The organism is Trinickia caryophylli, from assembly GCF_034424545.1.
GTDB classification, from domain to species: Bacteria; Pseudomonadota; Gammaproteobacteria; order Burkholderiales; family Burkholderiaceae; genus Trinickia; species Trinickia caryophylli.
The window spans coordinates 3,227,871-3,251,344 of record NZ_CP139970.1; the positions used below are offsets into that span (position 1 = coordinate 3,227,871).

Here is a 23,474-nt window from a genome sequence, read left to right on the forward strand (position 1 = left end):
GTCGCACGCTCGGCCGCCCACCGCTTTTCCTTCCACCTTCCACGCAAGAGAACGTCATGAGCTTCAATCACGTCCCCCCGGGCAAGGATCTTCCGCACGACTTCAACGTCATCATCGAAATCCCGGCGCAAAGCGATCCGGTGAAATACGAAGCGGACAAGGAGCTCGGCCTGCTCGTCGTCGACCGCTTCATCGGCACGGGCATGCGTTACCCGGTGAACTACGGCTACATCCCTCAGACGCTTTCGGGCGACGGCGACCCCGTCGACGTCCTCGTGATCACGCCGTTTCCTCTGATCCCCGGATGCGTCGTACGTTCACGCGCATTGGGCATGTTGCGCATGACGGACGAATCGGGCGTCGATGCGAAGCTCGTGGCCGTACCCCACGACAAGCTGTGCCCGATGACGGCGCACATGAAGTCGATCGACGACGTCCCCGAGTACCTCAAGGACCAGATCAAGCATTTCTTCGAGCAGTACAAGGCGCTCGAGAAGGGCAAATGGGTCAAGGTCGAAGGCTGGGCGGGCATGGACGCTGCGCACCAGGAAATCAGCGAAGGGGTCGCGAGCTACAAGAAATAAACGTGCCCGGCGCGCGGGGGGCGGTCCACAAGTCGGACAGACCGCATTCCCGCAGCGCAGACCCGCGCAGGCAGCGGCGCATCGGCGAGCCCGGTGCGCCGCTGCTTTTTTTCCGCCACTTGACCGGCAGGGCGCCCGTTGTGAAGCGACCGCCGCGCTCGCAGCGGCTATCGCCCATGTTGCGAATATGCAGGCCGTTTGCCTCGAATGCCACCGACATTCCGCCGGCGAAGCCCTTTCATTTTTCTTTCATTGCGGTCGCGGCCCTTTCGTCGCTCTTCGCGTTCGCTCACGGCCGCAGCTAAACAAAAAAATTTCGCGCCGACGAGTGCCTGCCTTTGCTCCATTGCGGCGCATTTGCCAAGAGGCGGGAAAAGCCGCCGAATAAGGGCGGCGAGACAACGGCGGCCTGCTCGCGAGCGATGTGGCATTCCCTCCGGCACCAAGCGAGTGCGTCTATTGCACCTAAACAGAGTTATATCTCATCAAACATTTTTTGACGCGTCGATTCTGTCCTGCTATGTTCGCGTCCAATGTAAAACTTTGGTAGCAGACGGTAATGAAGATTCCGTGCATTAGGGCTTTCAAAGCGGCGACATAAAGCAATCCCGCGACGGGTGACCGCTTTTCCCAGATAGAGCTCGCGCTCTAATTGACGATGCGTCATGGTGCGAATGCACCAGGGGGCGGCTCGTTCTCACCCGTTCGATACGTGGAAAGACCGGTCCATGTAATTAGGATTCCTAATTACATGCCTGCTCCGTTTTCTTTCTTATCGAAAATCGCGGAAAGAGTATTGAAAGAAATAAACGGGCGGATGAAATGGTTAAGGGCGCCGGGTGATAAATCGGGAACGCGGGGCAGCGCTATCGAAAGGCCGGCGAATCCCCGTGCATACAAAAAGGTCAGGCCTTGCGACGACAAAGGGGTGTTATGAAACCAACGGCTTTGGGATCGGCAATACGCAGCATCGTATGGGCTGAAGTCGCGTTGACGGCGGCTTTGGGTACCTCCGCTTACGCGCAGACGCCGCCTGCCGGCACGGGTGTCGCCGCCGAGCAAACCGGCAGCACCGCCGCAGCCGTGCCGGCGCCGGGCACCGCGTCGGGCGGGCAGACCGTAAAAAAGCTCGACAAGTTCGAAGTGACGGGCTCGCTGATCCGCACATCGGACAAGGTCGGCCACACCGAAGTGCAGGTAATCACCGCGAAGGAAATCCAGCAAAGCGGGTACACCACGGTGGCCGACTTTCTGCGCTCGACCTCGGCCAATTCCGCGAGCAGCTGGGGCCAGACGACGATGAACAGCTCGGCCCCGGGCGGCGCCGGCATGGCGTTGCGCGGGCTCAGCGAGAAATATACGCTCGTGCTCGTCGACGGCCAGCGCGTCGCGAACTATGCGCAGTCGGTCAACTTCACCGACACCTTCTTCGACGTGAACGCGATCCCGCTGAACATGGTCGAGCGCGTCGAAATCGTCAAGACCGGCGCGGTATCCGTCTATGGTTCGGACGCCATCGCGGGCGTCGTCAACATCATTACGAAGAAGAACTTTCAGGGCCTGCAGATCGACGGTCAACTCGGCAAGGCGCAGCACCCGGGCGACGGCCAGGGCAACTTCAGCGTGCTGGCCGGCTTCGGCGACCTGAATTCGGACCGCTTCAACGTCACGGCGGCCGCCAGCTACTATCGCGATTCCGGCTCGACGCTCGGCGATCGCGACATGACGTCGGCGCAAGACTTCACGCAATATCCGGGTGGGCTCGCCGCGCCGCTCGGCCCTAACCAGCAATCGTACTGGTCGCTCGCGGACGGCTCGAAGGTGCCGCTTTCACCGTGCCCGCCGGGCAGCACGACGAGCGCGACCAACTGCACCTACAATACGGCCGCCTCGACCTCGCTCGTCCCCTCCACCACGCGCCTGAACGCGAAGGTGCGCGGCACCTTCAAGATCGACGACAACACGCAGGCCTATGCGGGCTTCTGGGTGAGCCGCGACGAAACCGTGCAGCTGCAGGGGCCGGCCTCGATTTCGAGCACGACGAACATTTACAACCCGTCGACGGGCTCCGTTTCGCCGTTGCCGCGCACGGTTTCGGCGAGCAACCCCTACAACCCGTTCGGCGTACCGACGGCGATCAACCTGACCTTCCCGGGCAACGTCGTAGAGGCCGATACGGTATCGACGTTCTGGATGGCGAACACGGGCGTCAAAGGCTCGTTCGACGCGGGCAAGTTCGGCGCGTGGGACTGGTCCGCCGATTACGGCCATTCGCAGAGCACCGTCGATACGACGTATCACAACCGGCTGAACGTGGCGGGCCTCGAGAACATGCTCGCCAACGGCACGTACAACTTCTCGAACCCGGCCTCCACGCCGAACGGCCTGAACGGCGTCTTCACCGACGACGATCAGCAGGCCATCTCGAAGGTCGACAGCGTTACCGCCAAGGCCTCGACGTCGAATCTCTTCACGCTGCCGGGGGGCGCGGTCGGCTTGGGCGTGGGCACCGAGTTCCGGCACGAATCGTCGACGATCAACCCGCAAACGCTCGCGGCGCAGGGCGTATCGGCGCCCGCGAACGTACAGACGGTGGAGGGCTCGCGCAACGTCGCCGCGGCGTTCTACCAGATCGACATCCCAATTCTGCGCAACCTGACGTTCACGCAGGCGGGTCGCTACGATCATTACAGCGACTTCGGCGGCGCGTTCTCGCCGAGCTTCGCGCTGCGCTTCCAACCGGTGCAGATGCTCACGGCGTATGCATCGTACAGCCGCGGTTTCCGTGCTCCGACGCTCGTCGAAAACTCGCAGGCCGTCTATCTGGCTCACCAGAACCTGGTCGATCCGAATGACCCGAGCGGCGTACCGACGAAGCACTTCACGACCGAGCGGGTCGCGGGCAATCCCAACCTTCAGCCCGAGCACACCAAGAACTACAACATCGGCTTCCAGCTCTCGCCCGACTCGACGACCGATATCGGCGCGGCGTTCTACAAGGTCCGCATCGACGGCGTGATCGGCACCGACGATCCGAACGCGGTGCTCGTCGCCAACGATCCCTCCCGCGTCGTGCGCAATCCGGACGGCTCGGTGCGCTACCTCGTGCAGCAGTTCGTGAACCTCGGTGCGCTCGACACCGATGGGTTCGATTTCAACTTCCGCAAGGCGCTGCGCACCAAGTACGGCACGTTCACGCTCGCGGGCGACTGGGCTTATGTCTGGCACTTCAAGCTGCACAGCCCCGGTGCCGCCACGCAGGACTTCGCCGGCAACAACCTCGCGCTGCTGCAGCCTTTCGGCGCGAGCAACCCGCGCTGGAAGGGCAATACGAGCCTGAGCTGGGATTACCGGCAACTGACCACCACGCTGACGTGGCAATACACGGGGCCCTATACGAACGCCGTGGCCGCGGAATTCGGCGACGGCGGCACGGGCTCGGTGGCGTCGTACAGCCAGTTCAACCTGATGTTCAACTATCGCGGCTTCAAGCATTGGACGATCTACGGCGGCGTCACGAACCTCTTCGACAAGAAGCCGCCGTTCGACGTCGAGTGGCAAGCCGTGCCCGACATCACCGGCTACGACCAGTCGCTCTACACGGACCTCGGCCGCTTCTTCCAGATCGGGGCGACTTACCGGTTCTGAGGGCGGGAGCAGCCGCGAAACGGCAACCGGTCCCGGTGCGCGGCCCGCGCCGGGACGATGAAGGATGAGTATGAAAGTGGAAGGACAACTCTCAGCGGTTACCCCGGCGCCGGCTCAGCCGCCGCGCATTGCCCGGTTCGGACAAACGCAGGCGAGCCCGGCGCGACGCTTCGGCGGCATCGCTGCCGTGATCGCGCTGCACGTAGTGCTCGTCTGGGCGCTCGTCAACGGGCTCGCAAACAAGGTGGTGCACGTGATCCAACGGCCGATCGAAACGAAGATCATCGAGCCCGTCAAGCCGCCGCCTCCGCCGCCGCTGCCGGTCGTGCAATTGCCGCCGCCGAAATTCGCGCCGCCTCCGCCGCCGTTCGTGCCGCCGCCTGAAGTCCCGGTGCAGGCGCCCCCGCAGCAGACGATCGTTCATCAGACCGTGCCGGCGCCGACTCCGCAGGTGGTGCCGCCCGCACCGCCAGCGCCTGCGCAGCCGGTCAAGCCCGCGCCGGTGCAAACGGCCATCTCCGTCGTCTGCCCGAATTCCGACCAGATCCGCGGCTCGATGGCTTATCCGAAGGACGCGCAGGAGAACGGGGAGACGGGCGACGTCGTCATCGAATTCACTGTCGATCCGCAGGGGCACATCGGCAATGAGCGCGTCGCGCAGTCGTCCGATCACGAGAGTCTCGACAGCGCGGCGTTCAAGGCGGTCAAGCGCTTCAACTGCATCGCGCAGGGGCAGGCCGTGCGCGTTCAGGTGCCGTTCTCGTTCAACCTGAACTGAGGATTCGGGCCACCCGCACCCACCGAATCGAATTTGAATTGATCCGAATTGAATTGAATTGAATTGAATTGGACTGGAGCAGAACATGAGCAAACGCATTCTTGCCGCTTTCGCCACGAGCATCCTCATCGGTGCGGCCGCTATCGGCACGAGCGCCGCGCCGCGCATCGCGCATGCGCAAGCGAGCGAAGCCGCCCCCGGCACGTCGTTGCAGGCCGCAGCCGCGCCGCAGCCCCCGGCCGCGCAGCCCCCTTCCGACGCGCCGCCGCCCGCAGCCGCCGAGACGATCACGAACCCCTACGGGCTCGGCGCGCTCTGGAAGAACGGCGATTTCGTCGCGCGCTTCGTGTTGCTGCTGCTCGTTGTGATGTCGATGGGTAGCTGGTACATCATGGTCACCAAGTTCGTCGAGCAATACCGCGCCAACCGCCGCGCGCGGCACGCCGACGACAACCTGTGGGCTGCCCCGTCGCTGGCCGAGGGCGTGAAGCAGCTCGACGAGGCCTCGCCGTTTCGCTTCATCGCGCAAACGGCGATCGAGGCTGGCGAGCATCACGACGAGGCGCTGCTCGAAGCCGTCGATCGCAACACCTGGATCGACGTCTCGATCGAGCGCGCGACCACGAGCGTGTCGAATCGCCTGCAAGACGGGCTCGCCTTCCTCGCAACCGTCGGCTCGACGTCGCCGTTCGTCGGCCTCTTTGGCACCGTCTGGGGGATTTATCACGCGCTGACGGCGATCGGCATCGCGGGGCAGGCGTCGATCGACAAGGTGGCCGGCCCGGTCGGCGAGGCGCTGATCATGACGGCGATCGGCCTGGCCGTCGCCGTGCCGGCCGTGCTTGGCTACAACTTCCTCGTTCGTCGCAACAAGTCGGTGATGGAGCGCGTCCGTGCCTTTGGCGCGCAATTGCACACGGTGCTGCTCGCGGGTGGCAAGCGCGCGGCGCGTACCGGCCTGAAGGCCGCCAACGCGGTCAACTGAGCGGGGTGACGCCATGGCAATGCGCGTTGGCGAAGCGGAAGGCGAAGACGAAGTCATGGCGGACATCAACACGACGCCGCTCGTCGACGTCATGCTGGTGCTGCTCATCATCTTTCTGATCACGATTCCCGTCGTGACCCACACGGTGCCGCTTCAGTTGCCGAAGGAAACGGTGCAGCCGCTGCAAACCACGCCAAAGAGCGTCGAGATCGCGATCAATCGCGATGGCGAGTTCTTCTGGAACGAAACGCATGTCGATGCGGCCGCGCTGCTCGCGCGTCTGAAGGCCGTCTCGGCCATGACGCCGCAACCCGATGTGCACGTACGCGGCGACGAAGGTACGCGCTACGAATTCATCGGGCGCGTGGTCACGGCGTGCGAGCGGGCCGGTATCGGCAAGGTTTCATTTATCACGCAGCCGCCGGCGCGCGGCGGCTAGGAGGCGGCGATGGGAATGAACGTATCTTCGCGTTCGGGCGGCGGCGAGCCTGAAGTGATGGCCGACATCAATACGACGCCGCTCATCGACGTGATGCTTGTATTGCTGATCATGCTCATCATCACGATCCCGATCCAGATGCATGCGGTGAAGATGAACCTGCCCGTCGGCAACCCGCCGCCGGCCGCGCCGCCCCAGGTCGTGCAGATCGATATCGACTTCGACGGCACGATCACCTGGAACGGCGCGCCCGTCACCGATCGCGGGGCACTCGAGACGAAGCTCGCGCAGGCGGCCGCACAGCCGGTGCAGCCCGAGATTCATCTCTTACCGAACAAGCTCGCGCCCTACAAGGTCGTTGCCGAGGTGCTCGCGGCCGCCGAGCGCGAAGGCGCGACGAAGATCGGCCTTGTCGGCAACGAGCAGTACATGCAATAGGGAAGGGGAATGCGAACGAACTCTCGACCTTTGGATCGGGCCGCGCTGGCAGCGGCGGTGACTGCGATGCTCAGCGTGATTGCGCTCGTCGCGATGTGGCCGGCTCACGCTCGTGCGGCGGACTCGCTGCGGCCCGAGCTCGCCAAGCCGCTCAATGCGGCCCAGGAGCTTTACCGCGCACGCAAATACAAGGACGCACTCGCGAAGATCGACGCGGCCGGCGCCGTGCCGAACAAGACGCCCTACGAGATCTCGGTGATCGAGCAGATGCGCGGCGCCGCCGCGATGGGGGCCGGCGACAATGCCACGGCCGCGCGCGCGTACGAATCGTTGCTGAGCGGCGGGCACCTCTCGGGGCAGGAGGAGGTGCGCATCGAGGCGGTCCTCGCCGGCATCGAGTTTCAGCAGCGCGATTATGCGCACGCCATCGCGACCGGGCAGCGTTATCTGAAGGCCGGCGGCAACGATCCGCAGATGCGGCTGCTGCTCGCGCAGGCTTACTATCAGTCCAACGACTTCGGCGGCGTGGTGAGGACTCTCAAGCCGGCCATCGACGGCATGCTGCGCGCGGGCCAGGCGCCCGATGAAGCGCAGCTCCAGTTGCTCGGCACGAGCGCGTTGCGCGCGAAGGACGATGCGGCTTACCGGAGCGCGCTCGAAGCGCTCGTTGCCTATCATCCGAAGCCCGCCTATTGGAACGATCTTTTCGCGGCCATCCGCGCGAAACCGGGCTACTCGCCGCGGCTCGATCTCGATCTTTACCGTCTGCGCCGCGCCACCGGCGCCCTGACGGACGCGGCCGACTATATGGAAATGACGCAGCTCGCGATCGTCGCGGGCACGCCTGCCGAAGCGAAGCAGGTGGTCGACCAGGGCTTTGCGGCGGGCGTGCTCGGCCACGGCGCGCAGGCCGAGCGCGAGAAACGGCTGCAGGCGCTCGCGGCCAGGCGCGCCGTGGCACCTGACGACGGCACGCAACCTGTCGCCGCCATCGACCAGGCATTCAATCGGGTATTCGCGGGCAAGGGGGCAGACGGCATCGCCGACATGCAGGCGGCGATCGCCAAAGGCGGGCTCGATCATGCCGACGAGGCTCAGTTGCATCTGGGCATCGCCTATTACCTCGCCGGGCACAAAGCGCGCGCGCAGCAAGCGTTCAAAACGGTGAGAGGCACGGACGGCTCCGCCGAACTGGCGCGGCTATGGTTGCTGGTTGCGTCGAAATGATCGCCCGCGCAACGTTTGGCGCCGCCGCAGCAGCCGCCGCCCGCGCAATCGCGATTCTCGCGATCGCGGTGCCGGCCGCTGCCGTAGGGTCCGCATCCGCTCGCGCGGCCGCCGCGATCGCGCAATTCGGCAGCCCGAAGTACGCGGCGGGTTTCACGCACTTCGACTACGCGCAGCCCGATGCGCCTGCGAATGGCGAACTCGTGTTCACCAACTATAACGAGCAGCAAAGCTACGATTCGATGAACCCGTTCGTCGTTCGCGGCCAGCCGGCGCCCGACGTACGCAACCTCATGTTCGACACGTTGATGCAGCGCAGTTGGGACGAACTGGCCAGCGAGTACGCGCTGATCGCCGACGACGTCGAAGTCGCCCCCGATGGTCGATCGGCGACGTTCCACATCAATCCGGCTGCGCGCTTTTCGAACGGCGACGCGATCACGGCCGCCGATGTGAAGTACTCGCTCGCGATGCTGAAAAGCCCCGAGGCCTCCCCGTTGTACGCCTCGCAATTCGCCGCGATCCGCGGTGCCGAGGTAATCGACCGTCTTACCGTGCGCTTCGATTTCGTCGATGCCTCGCGTGCGTCGGTGCTGATAGCCGGCGATCTGCCCGTGTTTTCGCCGAAATGGGGCATGCGGCCGGACGGTACGCGCGTGCCGTTCGATCGGATCGCGACGGAGCCGCCCATCGCGAGCGGCCCGTACCTCGTCGAGTCGCGCCCGAACGACAAGACGATCACGTATTACCGCAACCCCGCGTATTGGGCATCCGCGCTACCGTCGCGGCGCGGCATGTACCGCTTTCGCCGCATCGCGTTCAAGCTGTACCTCGATCACTACACGCAGCTCGAAGCGCTGAAGGCCGGAGATTCCGACGTGAACGTCGAGTACAGCTCCACGCAATGGGCACGCAAGTACGTGGGCCGGAACTTCGAGAACGGCATGCTGAAAAAGGCGATGTTTGCGGATGGCCCGCCCCAGATGCAGGGCTTCGTCATCAACACGCGCGAGCCGAAGTTCAAGGACAGGCGCGTGCGTGAAGCACTCGCGCTCGCGTTCGACTACGACTGGATGAACCGGATGATGTTTTATGGCCAGTATCGCCGGCTCGGCAGTTTCTGGCAGGACAGCCCATTCGGCGCCACGGGCGTGCCGAGCGCAAAGGAACTTGCGCTGCTCGCGCCCTATCGCGCGTCGCTGCCGCCCGCCGTTTTCGGGCCGATGGCGCGGCCGGCCAGCACGTTGCCGCCGGGCTCGCTGCGTGCCAACCTGCGCCGCGCGCGCGAGCTGCTCGCCGAGGCCGGCTGGCATTATCGCAACGGCGCGCTGCGCGATGCGAGCGGCACCCCGATGACGGTCGAGATCATCGATGACCAACCGGGCATGGACCGGGTCATCGTGCCGTACACGCAGGCGCTGCAAACCCTCGGCATCGACGCGCGTATGCGCGAGCTCGACAGCGCCCTCTACGAGAAGCGGCTCGACAACTTCGAGTTCGACATGACGACCTATATCTACCCGCCTGTAACGATTCCGGGCATCGAGCTCAAGCGCCGCTTCGCGAGTGCGGCAGCCTCGCAGCCCGGTTCCGAGAACTATCCGGGCGTCCGGTCGGCGGCTGTGGACGCGCTCGTGCATGCGGCCGTCTCGGCAACGACGCTCGACGATCTCGAGGCGGCCACGCGCGCACTCGATCGCGTGCTCGTGAACGAGTACTACCTCGTGCCTCAGTACTACATGCCGCATGCGCGCATCGCCTACAAGTCGGTGCTCGGTCACCCGCCGGTCGTGCCCGACAGCTATCAGTACGAAGACTGGGTGATCGACTACTGGTATCGCCGCCCCGCGGCGGCGGCAAACGTTGCGCCCGCGGTTGCGCTGGCGCAGGCGCGTACCCGCGAACGATGAGGACACCATGTTCGCTTACCTGTTGAGACGCCTCGTGCTGATGGTGCCGACATTGCTCGGCGTGGTGACGCTGAGCTTCGTCGTCACGCAGTTCGTGCCCGGCGGGCCCGTCGAGCAAATGGTGATGCAGTTGCGGCGCGGCGCCGCGCATGGCGAAAGCGGCGCGGGCGGTGGCTACCATGGCAGCCAGGGCGTCGACCCGCAGCAAATCGAGCAGATCAAGAAGCAGTTCGGCTTCGACAAGCCGCCGCTCACGCGCTACGGGCTGATGCTCGCAAGCTACGCGCGGTTCGATCTCGGCCAGTCGTACTTTCAGCACGACAGCGTTTGGCACGTGATCCGTGCGCGGCTGCCCGTATCGTTGTCGCTCGGGCTCTGGACCATCGTGCTCACGTACCTGTGCGCCGTGCCGCTCGGCATCGCGAAGGCGGTGCGCAACGGTTCGCGCTTCGATACGACGACGAGCGTGCTCGTGCTCGTCGGTTACGCGATTCCAGGCTTCGTGCTCGGCGTGCTGCTGCTCATGCTGTTCGGCGGCGGCACGTTCTGGGATGTATTCCCGATGCGCGGGCTCACGTCGGACGATTTCGATTCGCTCACGCCCGTCGGCAAGGCGCTCGACTACCTCTGGCACATGGCGCTGCCGGTCACGGCATCGGTGGTCGGCAATTTTGCCGTGGTGACGATTCTCACGAAGAACACGTTTCTCGAGGAGATCGGGCGCCAGTACGTGCTGACCGCACGCGCGAAAGGCGTGCCGCGGCGCCAGGTCCTTGGCCGCCACGTGCTGCGCAACGCGGCGATTCCGTTGCTCACGGGGCTGCCCGCCGCATTCATCGGCGCGTTCCTGAACGGCAACCTGCTGATCGAAACGCTTTTTTCCCTGAACGGCATGGGCCAGCTTTCGTACGATGCCGCGATCCGGCGCGACTATCCGGTCGTGCTCGGCTCGCTTTTTCTCTTCACGCTGATCGGCCTTCTCACGAAACTGATTGCTGACGTCTGCTATGTCCTCGTCGACCCCCGTATTCAATTCGACAGCCTCGATCGCTGAGCCCGCGGCGCGCGCCGCGTCACCGTCGCCGTGGCGACGCACCTGGCTGCGCTTCAAGCGTCAGCGGCTCGGCTATTGGAGCCTCGTCCTCTTCGCCGTGCTGTTCTTCGCGAGTCTGATGGGCGAGCTGATCGTCAACGACAAGCCGCTCGTCGTCCGCTATGCGGGGCATTACTACTTCCCGATCTTGAAGACGTATCCCGAGACGGTATTTGGCGGCGATTTCCCGGCGCGAACGAACTATCTCGACCCGTTCATTCGCTCGCGCCTGAGTACGGGCGGCAACTTCGCCGTCTATCCGCTCGACAGCCACTACTACGACACGATCGATTACTTCGCGTCGCGGCCGTTTCCCGCACCGCCTTCCTCGTCGTCCTGGCTCGGCACCGATCAGTTCGGCCGCGACGTGCTCGCGCGGCTGCTCTACGGCTTTCGCGTGTCGGTGCTGATGGCGCTGGCGCTGAGCGCATCGGGTGTTGTGCTCGGCGTGCTGACCGGTGCCGTGCAGGGCTTCTACGGTGGCCGTACCGATCTCGTCGGACAACGTCTCATCGAAATCTGGAGTTCGATGCCCGACCTCTATCTGCTCATCATTTTCGCGTCGATCTTCGAGCCCACGCTCTGGCTCTTGTTCGTGCTGTTGTCGATGTTCGGCTGGCTCTCGCTTTCCGACTACGTGCGCGCCGAATTCCTGCGCAACCGGTCGCTCGATTACGTGAGGGCGGCGCGTACGATGGGCCTCTCGAACTGGCAGATCATCTGGCGCCACGTGTTGCCCAACAGCCTCACGCCCGTTATAACGTTCCTGCCGTTTCGCATGAGCGCCGCGATTCTCGCGCTGACGAGCCTCGACTTCCTGGGCCTCGGCGTCGCGCCGCCCACGCCGAGCCTTGGCGAACTGCTGCAGGAGGGCAAGAACAATCTCGATGCGTGGTGGATTTCGGTATCGGCGTTTGCCGCGCTCGTGCTCACTTTACTGTTGCTGACGTTCATGGGCGATGCGCTTCGCAATGCGCTCGATACCCGCCGCGGCGGCTCGGCATTCCGAGGCGAAAAATGACAATGCGCGCTCCACTGCTGTCGATCGAGGGCCTGACGATCAGCTTCGGCGAGAAGCGTTGCGTGCATGGACTCGATCTGGCTATCGGGCGCGGCGAGCGCGTCGCGCTCGTCGGCGAATCCGGCTCCGGCAAAAGCCTGACGGCATTGTCGATTCTGAGGCTCCTCGACGACGCGACCCTCGACGGGCGCATCGTATTCGACGGGGAAGATCTGCTGAGCAAGAGCGAACGGCAGATGCGCGGCATACGCGGCGGCGACATCGCGATGGTTTTTCAGGAGCCGATGACAGCGCTCAATCCGCTTTTCACGATCGGCCGGCAGATCGCCGAAAGCCTGCGCCTGCACGAAGGCTTGGCGCCCAACGCCGCCCGTGCACGGGCGATCGAGCTGCTGCATCGCACGGGCATTCCCGAGCCGCAGCGGCGCGTCGATTGTTTCGCGCATCAGCTTTCCGGTGGCCAGCGTCAGCGCGCGATGATCGCCATGGCGCTGGCGTGCGGCCCGCGCCTGCTGCTGGCGGACGAACCGACGACGGCGCTCGACGTCACGGTGCGTCAGCAGATCGTCGACCTGCTGCTCGAGCTGCAAGAGGAGGCGGCACACGATCGCGGCATGGCCGTGCTGATGATCACGCACGATCTGCATCTCGTGCAGCGCTTCGCACAGCGCGTGGCGGTGATGGAGAAGGGGGCGCTCGTGGAGACGAGCGAGACCGCAGCGCTCTTCGCTCATCCGCATCACCCATACACGCAGCGCCTGCTCGACAGCGAGCCGGCGCGCGATATCGCGCCGGTCGCGGATACGGCCGCTCGCGTGCTCGATGTGCAGGCGCTTGCCGTCGACTATCGGACGCGTGCGAAAGGGCTGCGGGGTCTCTTCGGGGCCGGGCGCTTTCGCGCTGTCGACGGTGTCGATTTATTCCTGCGACGCGGGGAGACGCTCGGCATCGTCGGCGAATCGGGCTCGGGCAAATCGAGTCTCGCGGCTACGGTGCTCGGTCTGCAGCGCGCGGCCGAGGGCGATGTGAAGGTACGCGGACGCTCGCTGGACCGGTACCGGGCGTCACCCGGCGAATGGCGCAGGCTGTGCGCCGCCATGCAGGTCGTGTTTCAGGATCCGTTCGGCTCGCTCTCGCCGCGCATGACCATCGAGCAGATCGTCGGTGAAGGCCTGCGCGTGCATCGTCCGAAACTCGACGAGCCGGCACGCCGTGCGCGCGTGAGTGCGTTGCTCGCCGAGGTGGGCCTCGGCGACGATGCCCTGCCGCGCTACCCGCACGAGTTCTCGGGCGGGCAGCGTCAGCGCATCGCGATTGCGCGCGCGCTCGCCGTCGAGCCCGAGCTTCTCGTGCTCGACGAGCCGACGAGCGCGCTCGACGTCTCGGTTCAGCGTCAGGTCCTGAGCCTGCTTGCGAGCCTGCAAAAGAAGTTCGGCCTCAGCTATCTGCTGATCACGCACGATCTCGCCGTCATTCGGGCGATGGCGCACCGCGTCGTCGTGATGAAGTCGGGGCGCATCGTGGAGGCGCGCGAAACGCTCGAGCTGTTCGATGCACCCGCGCACGCTTACACACGCTCGCTGCTGTCGGCCTCGCTGTCGGCCTCGCTGCCGGCACCGCCGCGCGCGGCAACCTCGTCGCTGCGGATCGTGCCCGTTTGATCCGCCGCGCCGGGATTTTTTTCAACCGCCCATACCGACGGACTCATCGATGTCGCAAACGAAATCATTCGTCACGGTCTTTCTGATCGAAATGTGGGAGCGCTTCGGCTTTTACGGCATGGCCGCGCTGCTCGTGCTCTTCATGGTCGAGCGCGCGGGCTTCACCGATGCCGAGGCGAATCTCGTCTGGGGCGCGTTCACGGCGCTGGTCTATGCGGCGCCCTCGATCGGCGGCTGGCTCGGCGACAAACTGATCGGCACGCGCCGCACGATGCTGCTCGGCGCGTTCGTGCTCGTCATCGGCTACTTCATGCTCGCGGTGCCCGACGACGATCTTTCTTTCCTGTATGCCTCGCTCGGCGTGATCGTGGTGGGCAACGGCCTTTTCAAGGCCAACTCGGCCAGCCTCGTGCGCCGCATCTACGAAGGCGACGATGCGCGCATCGACAGTGCGTTCACGCTCTACTACATGGCCGTCAACATCGGCTCGACGGTGTCGATGCTGGCAACGCCATGGATCAAGGACCGCTGGGGCTGGCATGCCGCGTTCGCCGTATGCGGCGCGGGCATGGCGCTGGGCGTGGCCAATTTTCTCGTCCGGTACCGCTCGCTCGCCCACGTCGGCTCGACATCCGATGCCGGACCGATCGTCTGGCGGCGTATCGGCGCCGTGGCAGCGGGGGGCGCGGCATGCGCGGCCGCATCCACCTTCGTGCTCGCACACGAGCAACTGGCCGTGGCCTGCGTCTATGCGGCCGCGTTCGCGGTGCTCGCCATCTTCGCCTACATGTTCGTCAAGTGCGAGCGGGGGGAGCGCGCCGGGCTGATCGCCGCTTTCGTGCTCGTATTGCAGACCATCCTGTTCTTCGTCTTTTACCAGCAGATGTCGACTTCGCTGACGCTCTTCGCGCTGCGCAACGTCGATCTTTCCTTCTCGCTGGCCGGCTTCCGGCTCTTCGACTGGAGCGCTGCGCAATTCCAGGCGCTCAATCCGATCTGGATCATGGTGCTGAGCCCGCTGCTCGCGTTCGCTTATACGCATCGGGCCAGACGGTCGGCCGATTTGAGCGTGGCGGCGAAATTCGCGGTCGGCTTCGTGGCCGTGGCGGCGGGCTATTTCATCTACGCGCTTGGTGGGCGATATGCCACCGACGGCCGCGTCTCTTCCTGGTTCATGGTGTGGGGCTACGGGCTCAATGCGCTGGGCGAACTGCTCGTGAGCGGCCTGGGGCTCGCGATGATCGCCCGCTATACGCCTGCGCGCATGAGCGGGTTCATGATGGGCGCCTACTTCGTGGCAACGGGCGTTTCGCAGTACCTCGGCAGCGTCGTTGCCAACTTTGCGCGGTTGCCCGCGGCGGGTGTGCCCGCCGCACAGTCCCTGCCCGTCTATGTGAAGCTCTTCACGGAGCTCGGGTGGCTCGCGACCGCCGGCGCCGCGGCAACGATCGCCTTGCTGCCGTTCATGCGCCGGCTGGCCGACCGGCATCGCCAGGCGGTGAGCGCCACGCCGCAAGCATCGATGTTTGCGGCGACCGGCGAATGACGGGGAGTGACCGGGGTGGCTGGGGTGACGGCGAGTGCGTCGGCGGGCCCGGTGTGATGCCGGGAACGCGCTGCGTTTCGCGTGAGCGGCAACGAGCTCAGAAGAGCCGCGGCGAGCCGACCCATACGAGCGTCGTTTCGATTTTTCCCGTATTTGCCCAGCTGTGCGGCACCGTCGATTCGTAGTGCGCGCTGTCGCCTGCGTAAAGCTGGAACGTTTTTCCTTCGAGCGTAATCGAGAGCTCGCCTTCGATCAGGTAGACGAACTCCTCTCCGGCATGGGTGGTGACTTCCGACGCGCGCGTTTGGCCGGCGGGCAATTTCACGAGCAGGCTCTCGAGCTGGCCTCCGACCGACGAACTCGTGAGCCGCGCGAACAGATTCGACGAGCCGGCGAAGCTGAAGAAGCTCAGATTGTTCGCCCGCCGGACAGTGCGCTCCTCGCTGGGCGTCTCGACGAAATATTGCAGCGGCACGCCGAGCGCGTGCGCGATTCCCGCGAGCGATGTCAGCGAGGGCGTGGCGAGATCGCGCTCCACCTGCGATAGAAATGGCTTGGAGATGCCGGCTGCGGAGGCGGTTTCATCGAGCGTGCGCTTGAGCCGGTGCCGCAAGGATCGAATCTTTCCCCCGAGATTGGGCGCCTGCCGCGCGCTTTCGACGTTCGAAACCATGATGGAATTATTGGAATGAAGCTTTCGCGGTTGCGCCCGTTTGCCCCACAGGGCTTCGCGCGATCGACGCCCGCGACGAGATGGATAAGGGCGATATGTTGCCAGACATGGGGCTTGGAGCGCAAAAAATGCTGGATGCGCCTGCCACGGCGGCTGTTTTTCTGTCTTTCTGCCTTTCTGTTTTCCGGGGTTGCGTTTGCCCGCGAAGCGACCGGTGGCCCGGGGTATGCGTCACTCCAGGGACGCCGGCGTCTCGGCTGCGGGCGGCAACACGGAATCGAGCGCGAGCATGCCTGCCGCGAGCGCCCGCTTTTGGCGCGGGCTCAACTGCTTGACTCGATATTCGGCGCGCAATGCGCTGCCACGATCGGCCAGCTCGAACGTGGCGAGCACGGCGACGGGCTTTCTCGCACGCGTGTAACGCGCGCCTGTGCCGTTGCAATGCTGCGCGAAGCGCGCGGCGACATCCTTCGCGATACCTGTGTAGACGCTGCCGTCCTCGCATTCGATCAGATAGAGAAACCAGGTCATGACGATGCGCTCAACATTTCCTGAACGGGTCGTGTTCGCGCAATTCGTCGACATGCGCGTGGATGGCGTTCGACTCGCTTTCGAGGAACCGGGCGAGCGCATCGGAGAACGCGGGATGCGCGAGCCAATGCGCCGAATGCGTGACGGTCGGCAAAAAGCCGCGGGCAAGTTTGTGCTCGCCCTGCGCGCCGCCCTCGAACGTGCCGAGCTTTTCGTCGATGCAGAACTCGAGCGGCTGGTAATAGGCCGTTTCGAAATGGAGGCAGGGCACATGCTCGAGCGCACCCCAGTATCGCCCGTAGAGCGTACCGCCGGTTTGCGTGTCGCGTTGATAAACCACGAGGGCGCTGGCGATCGGTTTGCCTTCCCGCTCGGCGACGATGAGCAGCAGGTTTTCGGGCATCGTTTCGCCGATCGTCCGAAAGAACTCCAGATTCAGATACGGAGACGAGAAGTGCTCGCGATAGGTCTGACGATAGCAGCGTACAAAAAAGCGCCAGTCCTCGTGTGTGGCGACTTCGCCGCGCACGCGCCGGAACGTGATGCCGGCTTCTTGCACCTTGCGGCGCTCCGCGCGGATGTTCTTGCGTTTTTTCTGCTCGAGCGTCGAGAGGAAATCGTCGAAGTCGCGGTAGCCGGCATTGATCCAGTGAAACTGAATGCCTTCGCGCCGCATCATTCCGAACGAGGCCAGCAGATCGGCTTCGGCGTCGGTTTCGAACAGCACGTGCAGCGACGAGACGCCCGATTGCTCGGCGAGCGCGACGATCGAAGCGGCGAGCTGGCGCCGGGCATCGTCGTCGACGGCGATGAGCCGGCTGCCTTGCACGGGCGTGAACGGTACCGCGCAGACGAGCTTCGGGTAGTACTCGAGACCGTTGCGCTGATAGGCATCGGCCCAGGCCCAATCGAACACGTATTCGCCGTAGGAATGCTGCTTCAGGTAGATCGGTGCGACGGCTGCGAGCGCACCGCTTTGCGGGTGGGTGAGCGTGACGAAGCGCGGCGCCCAGCCCGTGCGGGCGGCCGCGCACTCCGTCGCCGTCAGCGCACTGATGAACTCGTGCCGCAAGAACGGCGTGGGCTGAGGCTGCCGGGCGACGAGGGCATTCCACTCCTGCGCGTCGGCTTCGAGCGGAGAGGTGAGAATGCCCATGCGATAATCGATGCGTTCCTGTTTCAACTGCCTGACCGTATGTGCGGCACGGGGTGTCACGCCGCGCTCGAATCGATGCGCGGCCTCGTGCGGTTGTTCGTGGTATCCGGGCCTGCGGGGCAACGTGAGCCGGCCGGCCGCTGCTATCGAGCCGGCGTCGGCTTGCCGCTGCCCGATTGCGCATGGCCGCCGCGGCACGGTGCCCGGGAGCGGTCATGGTAATGCAAACAGGCCGATCGGGCGTTCGTCGCGCGGCGGCCGCGAGCAGCGTACGGGGTCTGCCCGAGCCGGTCGGCGCGCAGTCGAGGCGTTCGCTTCCCCCCGGCGTAGAATCGTCCCGTTCATTCGAATCATCTTCACGAGGCTAGCTATGAAACGCGTTACCGCCATCATCAAACCATTCAAGCTCGACGAAGTGCGCGAAGCACTGGCCGAGGTCGGGCTCACGGGCTTGACCGTGACGGAGGTCAAGGGCTTCGGGCGGCAAAAAGGGCACACCGAGCTCTATCGCGGTGCCGAGTACGTCGTCGATTTCCTGCCGAAGGTGAAGATCGAGGTCGTGGTTCCCGACCGGCAATGCGACCAGGTCATCGATGCGATCGTCGGCGCGGCCCGCACGGGAAAGATCGGCGACGGCAAGATCTTTGTCACCGACGTCGCGCGTGTGATCCGCATCCGCACCGGTGAGGAGGACGAAGCGGCGATTTGAATCTGCGGATACCGGGCCGGCGATCCGGCGATCCGGCGATCCGACGCATCGCCGATTGCCGGTTTCGCTTTTTGCCGCCCGTTTGCCGCCCGTTTGCCGCCGTCCGCGGACGATGGCGAGCGACGTCCCTGACGGGCGGCCCGGCGCCGATCGAATCGGCGTGACACGCTGAGCGGACGGCCAAAAAAAAGGTGCGACGCCCTTTCGGACACCGCACCGATACGCGCCTCTCGCAGCAGCGTGAAACTGGTGATAAAGCTGTTGTTGTGCTACGCCGTTCGATTAGAACGTGTGTTGAATGCCGGCGTAGACGCCCGTCTGGCTGTGGCCGGGCAGCGGGTTCTCGTTGTACGTACCGCTGGCCGTGCCACCGACGCCGAAGCTGTTGGCGTCGAGGCCGAAGTTCGCCGACTTGCTGTTGCGAACCGTAGCGACCTGGATGTCGAGCAACGTGCGCTTGGACAGATTGTACGTGCCGCCGACAGTGAAGATCGTCGCATTGCCGAAGCCGTTGTTCGCGTTCACGTGGTAGACGGCCGCGATGGCAGCGGCGGCCGGCGTGGCCTGCCACGTGACGCCACCCCATTCGTGATCGAGCGAGGTCGGCGCAGCAGCGCCAGCGCGGTAGCCCGACGTGCGGACGGCCTGGTACGCGCCCTGGATCTTGAACTGGCCCAGGAACACGTTCACGGCGGCCGTGTACTCGCGCGAGAACGAGAATGCGCCGTCGGAACCGTTCAGGAGACCGTTCGTCGAGTTGCGGATTTCGTCATAGATGCCGCGCACTTGGAAGAGCGAGCTCGTATAGGTCAGTTGCAGGCCGCCTTCACGCCCTTGCGACGTGGTGCCGTTACCGTTCCAGTTCGTCGCGTTCGAGAGTGCGTATTGGCCGTAGACGTCGAAGCCCGCGAATTTCGGCGACTGATACGCGACGTTGTTGCTCGACTGCGGCCAGTTGCGGCCGCGCACCAGCGAAGCCGACGACCAGTTCGATTGGCCGAACGGATCGAAGTCCCACACGCCGTTCGCGATGAACAGCATCCGGCCCATCGTGAACGTACCGTAGTTTGCGTTGGAGAAGCCGACGGTCGCCCAGCGATTGAAGAGCCCGCCATTGCCCGGGCCCGCGCCCGTCATCGTATTGAAGCTGCCTTCCAACTGGAATACAGCCTTCGTGCCGCCGCCCAGATCTTCCGAGCCCTTCAAGCCCCAGAGGCTCGTGCCCCAGTCACCGCTCTCCGCGCGCCAACGCGAGGTCGAGCCAGTATAGCTATTGTTGGGCAGGCCGCTGATGTACTCGAGACCTGCATCCAGGCGCCCGTACAGCGTTACGCTGCTTTGTGCATGAGCGATCACGCCTGCAGACATCAGCGCCGCGGCGAGCAATGCTTTCTTCATCTTCTCCTCCATACCCTGTCAAAAGTGAGGCCACTACTGCGAATAGCGCCCGGGCGTGTTTGTCGTCCGGGCGGGAATCCGTACCAGGGGAGATCATCGCGGCGCCGGCGCCGGGCCCGCGTGCATCCTTCGTTCCGCCCGCTGTAGGTAGCGGGGCGGTGTCTCCTCTTTGAAGTAAAACTACATTTGCAGCACTGCGTTTTGCTACTTTGGTTACTAATTTAGCAAAAATACACATTCGTGGCCAAAGAAATCGTAGTCTCGCTAGCCGATGTCGCCAAATTGCCATAACGATCGCGGCAAATCGGGATGCCGCGGCGCTCGCTACGGGGCCAAACCCTTGTCGTATAAGGCCAGGACCATCGGCCGCGGGTCGAGTCAAGGAATGTCGCTATTGACTGTGCAAATTGACGGCGCTAGCGCGGCGGGTGCGCGCGGCGTGCGGGCCCGAGCCGGAGGGTCGGGCGAGGCGACATAAAGAAAAAGGCGCCCGAGAGCGCCTTCCGACAAGGGGTTCGGCTGATCAGGCCGTTCTGGCTGGTGCCTACTTGAGGCTGCCGGAGAGAAACTGCTTGAGGCGTTCGCTTTTCGTGCCGCCAAAAACCTCGTCTGGCGGGCCTTGTTCTTCGATGCGCCCCTGATGCAGGAATACCACGTGATTGGAGACGTTGCGCGCGAACCCCATCTCGTGCGTGACGACGATCATCGTGCGGCCTTCCTCGGCGAGCTTTTGCATGACTTTCAGTACTTCGCCCACGAGTTCGGGGTCGAGCGCCGAGGTCGGTTCGTCGAAAAGCATCACGTCGGGGTGCATCGCCAGCGCCCGCGCGATGGCCACGCGCTGCTGCTGCCCGCCCGACAAGTGCGACGGATACTGCTTCTCGAGCCGCGGCGCGAGGCCGACCTTCTCGAGATAGATGCGCGCACGCTCCTCGGCCTCGCGCCGCGACAGCCCCAGCACTTGTACGGGCGCTTCCATCACGTTCTCGAGCACCGTCATGTGGGCCCAGAGGTTGAAGTGCTGAAACACCATCGCCAGCTTCGTGCGCATGCGCTGCAACTGCTTCGCGTCGGCCGCGCGTAGTGCGCCGAGCTTGTCGGTCTTGGTGCGTACCTCTTCGCCGTCGACGAAAATCCGCCCCGCGCTCGGCTGCTCGAGGAAGTTGATGCAACGCAACAGCGTGCTCTTGCCCGATCCGGACGAGCCGATGATGCTGATGACGTCGCCCGCGTTGGCCTTGAGCGAAACGCCCTTGAGAACTTCGTGGTCCCCGTAGTATTTGTGTAGTTCGTCGACGAAAAGCTTGTGCATCGAAAGAGGCCCCGGTTACTTGCCTTGTGGCCGCAGATACGCGAGCCAGTGTTGCTCGGCGCGGCGAAACAGTCCGACGAGCGCGAAGGAAACGATGAGATAGAGCAGTGCCGCAATGCCGAATGCCTGGAACGACATGTAGGTGGCGGAATTGACGTCGCGCGCGATTTTCAGGATATCGGGCACGGTCGCCGTAAAGGCGACCGTCGTCGCGTGCAGCATCAGGATCACTTCGTTGCTATAGAGCGGCAGCGCGCGGCGCAGCGCCGAGGGCAGCACGATGCGGCGATAGACGGCGAAGCGCGACATGCCGTAGGCCCGTGCCGCCTCGATCTCGCCGTAGGCCGTGGCCTTGATCGCTCCGGCGAAGATCTCCGTCGTGTAGGCGCAGGTGTTCAGCGTGAAGGCGAGCAGCGTGCAGTTCATGCCGTTGCGGAAAAATTCGTCGAGCGGGGCGTGCGCGTGCACGACCTGGAGGCTGTAGATGCCCGAGTAGCAGAGCAGCAACTGTACGTAGAGCGGGGTGCCGCGGAAGATGTAGGTGTAGAGCCAGACGGAGCCGGAGACGAACCGGTTCGTCGACACTCGGGCCACCGCGAGCGGCACCGACAGGCAAAAGCCGATGCCGATCGACACAACGAGCAGCCACAGCGTGATGGCGAGCCCCGTGAAGCGGTATCCGTCGGTGAACAGATAGTTGCGCCAGTATTCTTGAATCAGCTCGATCATCGCTTATAGCTCAGCCTTGCGCACGCCGATCGAATAGCGCTTCTCGAGCCACAGCAGCACGAGGTTCGAGATCGTCGTGATCGCCAGATAGATCGCTCCCGCGATCAGGATGAAGAAGAAAAACCGCAGCGTGCCCTTGCCCGCGTCCTGCGCGGCCTTCACGACGTCGGCGAGCCCGATGATCGACACGAGCGCCGTGGCTTTGACCATCACCTGCCAGTTGTTGCCGATCCCGGGCAGCGCGAAGCGCATCATCTGCGGGAACATGATGCGCGAGAACGTCTGCCAACCGGTCATGCCGAACGCCGCACCGGCCTCGAGCTGTCCGCGCGGCACGGACAGAAACGCGCCGCGGAACGTTTCGGTGAAATAGGCGCCATAGATGAAGCCGAGCACGATGACGCCGGCAACGAATGGGTCGATGTCGATCTGGTCCCAGCCGAGCAGGTCCGTCAGGTTGTTCAGCCAGATCTGGATGCTGTAGAAGAGCAGCAGCATCAGCACGAGGTCCGGCACGCCGCGGACCAGCGTCGTGTAAGTGGCGCCGATGCCGTATACGGCCCGGTTCTTCGAGAGCTTCGCGGCCGCCCCGACAAGCCCGATCACGAACGCGAGCGCGAGGGACAGCACCGCGAGCCTGACCGTCTGCCAGGTGCCGGCGAGTAACAGCGGGCCATAGCCTTCAAGAAACATAGTGGAGGTGCAATCCTTGGCGGCGCGCAAACGGGAGCGCGACGCGAAATTCTAGGTGGCCAAAAATGGCATGCCGACGCAAAAAGGGCCGGCATCCCGGCGCGTGGCCGGCACGCACGCGCGATGCGCGGGCGAAAAGCGCGGTATTTTACCCGAAGCGCGGGGGCGCGCCACTCAGGGGAACCCGATGCGCGCGAGGCCCGCCCCTGTGCACGCTCCGGCAGAAACACGCACCGGCAAAAAAAAGCCGCGCGCCCCTTTGCGAGGCGCGCGGCTTGGTGAGGCCGGGGGGCGTCGCTTACTGCGCGCCGCCGCCGTTTCGTTTTTCCCAGCGCTCGCGCATCTTTTCGTGCCGCTGTTCCATTTTGGCCAGATGCTGCTTGAACTCGGTGCTCACCGTCGTCTTTTGCTGATCGTTGAGGCTGTCGTAGACGGCGAGCCAGGCCTTGGACGACTCGTCGCGCAGTTGCGCGTTTTGCTGCTCGATCTGCATATGCGAGGCATGCAGCGCGTCGAAATCGAGGATCGGCTGCTGCGCGGCCGCCTTGAACTGATCGCGCATCTTGTCGTGGTTGGCGCGCATCGCCTCATGGTCGCGCTTCATCGTTGCGAGCGCCGCCTGCCACTTCTGCTCCTGCTCGGGCGAGAGCTTGAGCTCGGCATGCAGCGCGTCGAGGCGCTTCATCATGAACGGGCCGCCGGGGCCGCCGGGGCCGCCCGGGTGCGGCATTCCCTGGCCGGCGGCGTACGCGGTGCCGAGCGTGACGGCCAGAGCGGCCGCGGCGGCGGCCAGATAGCGGGACGGCCTGAGAAAGGTCGGCTTCATCGAATACTCCTTTGAGGAAAAGTGCACTCGATCGGCACTGCGCCCAAGCGCGGTGGCGCCGATCGGTGAACCTAGGCTAGCCCCGCCGGGCCGATGCGATGTTACGCGGGCCGCGCC

At 64.5% G+C, this 23,474-nt stretch carries 21 protein-coding genes; 13 read left to right on the top strand and 8 right to left on the bottom strand.

What is annotated here, in order from left to right; genetic code table 11:
* Positions 1-56 precede the first annotated feature (56 nt).
* The 12 genes from ppa (at position 57) to U0034_RS14645 (ending at position 15,330) form a co-directional block, all read left to right on the top strand.
* Positions 57-584 (top strand): inorganic diphosphatase, encoded by a 528-nt coding sequence (ppa, locus tag U0034_RS14590; protein ID WP_085230218.1) that lies wholly within the window; start codon positions 57-59, stop codon positions 582-584.
* Between the two features lie 933 nt (positions 585-1,517).
* Positions 1,518-4,232, top strand: a complete 2,715-nt coding sequence (locus U0034_RS14595; protein ID WP_085230219.1) for a TonB-dependent receptor plug domain-containing protein — start codon at positions 1,518-1,520, stop codon at positions 4,230-4,232.
* Between the two features lie 64 nt (positions 4,233-4,296).
* Positions 4,297-5,010, top strand: coding sequence for an energy transducer TonB (locus tag U0034_RS14600; protein WP_085230220.1), 714 nt, complete (start codon positions 4,297-4,299; stop codon positions 5,008-5,010).
* Positions 5,011-5,095: 85 nt separating this feature from the next.
* The gene (locus tag U0034_RS14605; RefSeq protein ID WP_085230221.1) at positions 5,096-5,995 is read left to right on the top strand and encodes a MotA/TolQ/ExbB proton channel family protein; all 900 of its coding nucleotides are present in this window, start codon (positions 5,096-5,098) and stop codon (positions 5,993-5,995) included.
* Positions 5,996-6,008: 13 nt separating this feature from the next.
* Positions 6,009-6,434, top strand: a complete 426-nt coding sequence (locus U0034_RS14610; protein WP_085230222.1) for an ExbD/TolR family protein — start codon at positions 6,009-6,011, stop codon at positions 6,432-6,434.
* 9 nt (positions 6,435-6,443) lie between these two features.
* Positions 6,444-6,872: an ExbD/TolR family protein gene (locus tag U0034_RS14615; protein ID WP_085230223.1), complete on the top strand. Its 429-nt coding sequence runs from the start codon at positions 6,444-6,446 to the stop codon at positions 6,870-6,872.
* A gap of 66 nt (positions 6,873-6,938) precedes the next feature.
* On the top strand, positions 6,939-8,099 hold the full coding sequence (locus U0034_RS14620; protein WP_233212044.1) for a tetratricopeptide repeat protein: 1,161 nt from the start codon (positions 6,939-6,941) through the stop codon (positions 8,097-8,099).
* The gene (locus tag U0034_RS14625) at positions 8,096-10,009 is read left to right on the top strand and encodes an extracellular solute-binding protein (protein WP_233212042.1); all 1,914 of its coding nucleotides are present in this window, start codon (positions 8,096-8,098) and stop codon (positions 10,007-10,009) included. The genes U0034_RS14620 and U0034_RS14625 overlap by 4 nt, the downstream gene beginning before the upstream one ends.
* Before the next feature lie 7 nt (positions 10,010-10,016).
* Positions 10,017-11,063 (top strand): microcin C ABC transporter permease YejB, encoded by a 1,047-nt coding sequence (locus U0034_RS14630; RefSeq protein ID WP_085230276.1) that lies wholly within the window; start codon positions 10,017-10,019, stop codon positions 11,061-11,063.
* On the top strand, positions 11,017-12,123 hold the full coding sequence (locus U0034_RS14635) for an ABC transporter permease (protein WP_085230225.1): 1,107 nt from the start codon (positions 11,017-11,019) through the stop codon (positions 12,121-12,123). Before U0034_RS14630 ends, U0034_RS14635 begins: the two co-directional genes overlap by 47 nt.
* Positions 12,120-13,784 carry an ABC transporter ATP-binding protein gene (locus U0034_RS14640; RefSeq protein WP_085230226.1) on the top strand — a complete coding sequence of 555 codons (1,665 nt, stop codon included), beginning with the start codon at positions 12,120-12,122 and terminating at the stop codon, positions 13,782-13,784. The genes U0034_RS14635 and U0034_RS14640 overlap by 4 nt, the downstream gene beginning before the upstream one ends.
* A gap of 49 nt (positions 13,785-13,833) precedes the next feature.
* Positions 13,834-15,330 carry a peptide MFS transporter gene (locus U0034_RS14645; protein WP_102623084.1) on the top strand — a complete coding sequence of 499 codons (1,497 nt, stop codon included), beginning with the start codon at positions 13,834-13,836 and terminating at the stop codon, positions 15,328-15,330.
* 97 nt (positions 15,331-15,427) lie between these two features.
* Here U0034_RS14645 and U0034_RS14650 read toward each other — a convergent pair whose 3' ends face one another.
* The 3 genes from U0034_RS14650 to U0034_RS14660 all read right to left on the bottom strand — a co-directional run bounded on the left by U0034_RS14650 (position 15,428) and on the right by U0034_RS14660 (position 17,717).
* Positions 15,428-16,003: a helix-turn-helix domain-containing protein gene (locus U0034_RS14650; RefSeq protein ID WP_085230228.1), complete on the bottom strand. Its 576-nt coding sequence runs from the start codon at positions 16,001-16,003 to the stop codon at positions 15,428-15,430.
* A gap of 231 nt (positions 16,004-16,234) precedes the next feature.
* Entirely contained in the window at positions 16,235-16,534 is a 300-nt protein-coding gene (locus U0034_RS14655; protein WP_085230229.1) for a GIY-YIG nuclease family protein, read from the bottom strand.
* 10 nt (positions 16,535-16,544) lie between these two features.
* The gene (locus U0034_RS14660; protein WP_085230277.1) at positions 16,545-17,717 is read right to left on the bottom strand and encodes a GNAT family N-acetyltransferase; all 1,173 of its coding nucleotides are present in this window, start codon (positions 17,715-17,717) and stop codon (positions 16,545-16,547) included.
* Positions 17,718-18,060: 343 nt separating this feature from the next.
* On the opposite strand from U0034_RS14660, the gene U0034_RS14665 reads away from it, so the two are divergent.
* Positions 18,061-18,399 carry a P-II family nitrogen regulator gene (locus tag U0034_RS14665; RefSeq protein WP_085230231.1) on the top strand — a complete coding sequence of 113 codons (339 nt, stop codon included), beginning with the start codon at positions 18,061-18,063 and terminating at the stop codon, positions 18,397-18,399.
* Between the two features lie 282 nt (positions 18,400-18,681).
* On the opposite strand, the gene U0034_RS14670 is transcribed toward U0034_RS14665, so the two are convergent.
* From U0034_RS14670 to U0034_RS14690, 5 genes are all read right to left on the bottom strand, one after another.
* A complete protein-coding gene (locus U0034_RS14670) occupies positions 18,682-19,797 on the bottom strand; it encodes a porin (protein ID WP_085230278.1) in 1,116 nt (371 codons plus the stop codon).
* 544 nt (positions 19,798-20,341) lie between these two features.
* On the bottom strand, positions 20,342-21,109 hold the full coding sequence (locus tag U0034_RS14675; protein ID WP_085230232.1) for an ABC transporter ATP-binding protein: 768 nt from the start codon (positions 21,107-21,109) through the stop codon (positions 20,342-20,344).
* Between the two features lie 15 nt (positions 21,110-21,124).
* Positions 21,125-21,838, bottom strand: a complete 714-nt coding sequence (locus tag U0034_RS14680; protein WP_085230233.1) for an ABC transporter permease — start codon at positions 21,836-21,838, stop codon at positions 21,125-21,127.
* 3 nt (positions 21,839-21,841) lie between these two features.
* Entirely contained in the window at positions 21,842-22,531 is a 690-nt protein-coding gene (locus U0034_RS14685; RefSeq protein ID WP_085230234.1) for an ABC transporter permease, read from the bottom strand.
* 298 nt (positions 22,532-22,829) lie between these two features.
* Positions 22,830-23,357, bottom strand: a complete 528-nt coding sequence (locus U0034_RS14690; protein WP_085230235.1) for a periplasmic heavy metal sensor — start codon at positions 23,355-23,357, stop codon at positions 22,830-22,832.
* Between the last annotated feature and the right edge of the window lie 117 nt (positions 23,358-23,474).

Coding starts and splice junctions, on each gene's coding strand:
- U0034_RS14615 (WP_085230223.1), top strand. CDS start 6,444: ATGGGAATGAACGTATCTTCGCGTTCGGGCGGCGGCGAGCCTGAAGTG.
- ppa (WP_085230218.1), top strand. CDS start 57: ATGAGCTTCAATCACGTCCCCCCGGGCAAGGATCTTCCGCACGACTTC.
- U0034_RS14630 (WP_085230276.1), top strand. CDS start 10,017: ATGTTCGCTTACCTGTTGAGACGCCTCGTGCTGATGGTGCCGACATTG.
- U0034_RS14640 (WP_085230226.1), top strand. CDS start 12,120: ATGACAATGCGCGCTCCACTGCTGTCGATCGAGGGCCTGACGATCAGC.
- U0034_RS14650 (WP_085230228.1), bottom strand. CDS start 16,003: ATGGTTTCGAACGTCGAAAGCGCGCGGCAGGCGCCCAATCTCGGGGGA.
- U0034_RS14665 (WP_085230231.1), top strand. CDS start 18,061: ATGAAACGCGTTACCGCCATCATCAAACCATTCAAGCTCGACGAAGTG.
- U0034_RS14635 (WP_085230225.1), top strand. CDS start 11,017: ATGTCCTCGTCGACCCCCGTATTCAATTCGACAGCCTCGATCGCTGAG.
- U0034_RS14600 (WP_085230220.1), top strand. CDS start 4,297: ATGAGTATGAAAGTGGAAGGACAACTCTCAGCGGTTACCCCGGCGCCG.
- U0034_RS14610 (WP_085230222.1), top strand. CDS start 6,009: ATGGCAATGCGCGTTGGCGAAGCGGAAGGCGAAGACGAAGTCATGGCG.
- U0034_RS14690 (WP_085230235.1), bottom strand. CDS start 23,357: ATGAAGCCGACCTTTCTCAGGCCGTCCCGCTATCTGGCCGCCGCCGCG.
- U0034_RS14670 (WP_085230278.1), bottom strand. CDS start 19,797: ATGAAGAAAGCATTGCTCGCCGCGGCGCTGATGTCTGCAGGCGTGATC.
- U0034_RS14595 (WP_085230219.1), top strand. CDS start 1,518: ATGAAACCAACGGCTTTGGGATCGGCAATACGCAGCATCGTATGGGCT.
- U0034_RS14655 (WP_085230229.1), bottom strand. CDS start 16,534: ATGACCTGGTTTCTCTATCTGATCGAATGCGAGGACGGCAGCGTCTAC.
- U0034_RS14680 (WP_085230233.1), bottom strand. CDS start 21,838: ATGATCGAGCTGATTCAAGAATACTGGCGCAACTATCTGTTCACCGAC.
- U0034_RS14675 (WP_085230232.1), bottom strand. CDS start 21,109: ATGCACAAGCTTTTCGTCGACGAACTACACAAATACTACGGGGACCAC.
- U0034_RS14625 (WP_233212042.1), top strand. CDS start 8,096: ATGATCGCCCGCGCAACGTTTGGCGCCGCCGCAGCAGCCGCCGCCCGC.
- U0034_RS14645 (WP_102623084.1), top strand. CDS start 13,834: ATGTCGCAAACGAAATCATTCGTCACGGTCTTTCTGATCGAAATGTGG.
- U0034_RS14620 (WP_233212044.1), top strand. CDS start 6,939: ATGCTCAGCGTGATTGCGCTCGTCGCGATGTGGCCGGCTCACGCTCGT.
- U0034_RS14685 (WP_085230234.1), bottom strand. CDS start 22,531: ATGTTTCTTGAAGGCTATGGCCCGCTGTTACTCGCCGGCACCTGGCAG.
- U0034_RS14605 (WP_085230221.1), top strand. CDS start 5,096: ATGAGCAAACGCATTCTTGCCGCTTTCGCCACGAGCATCCTCATCGGT.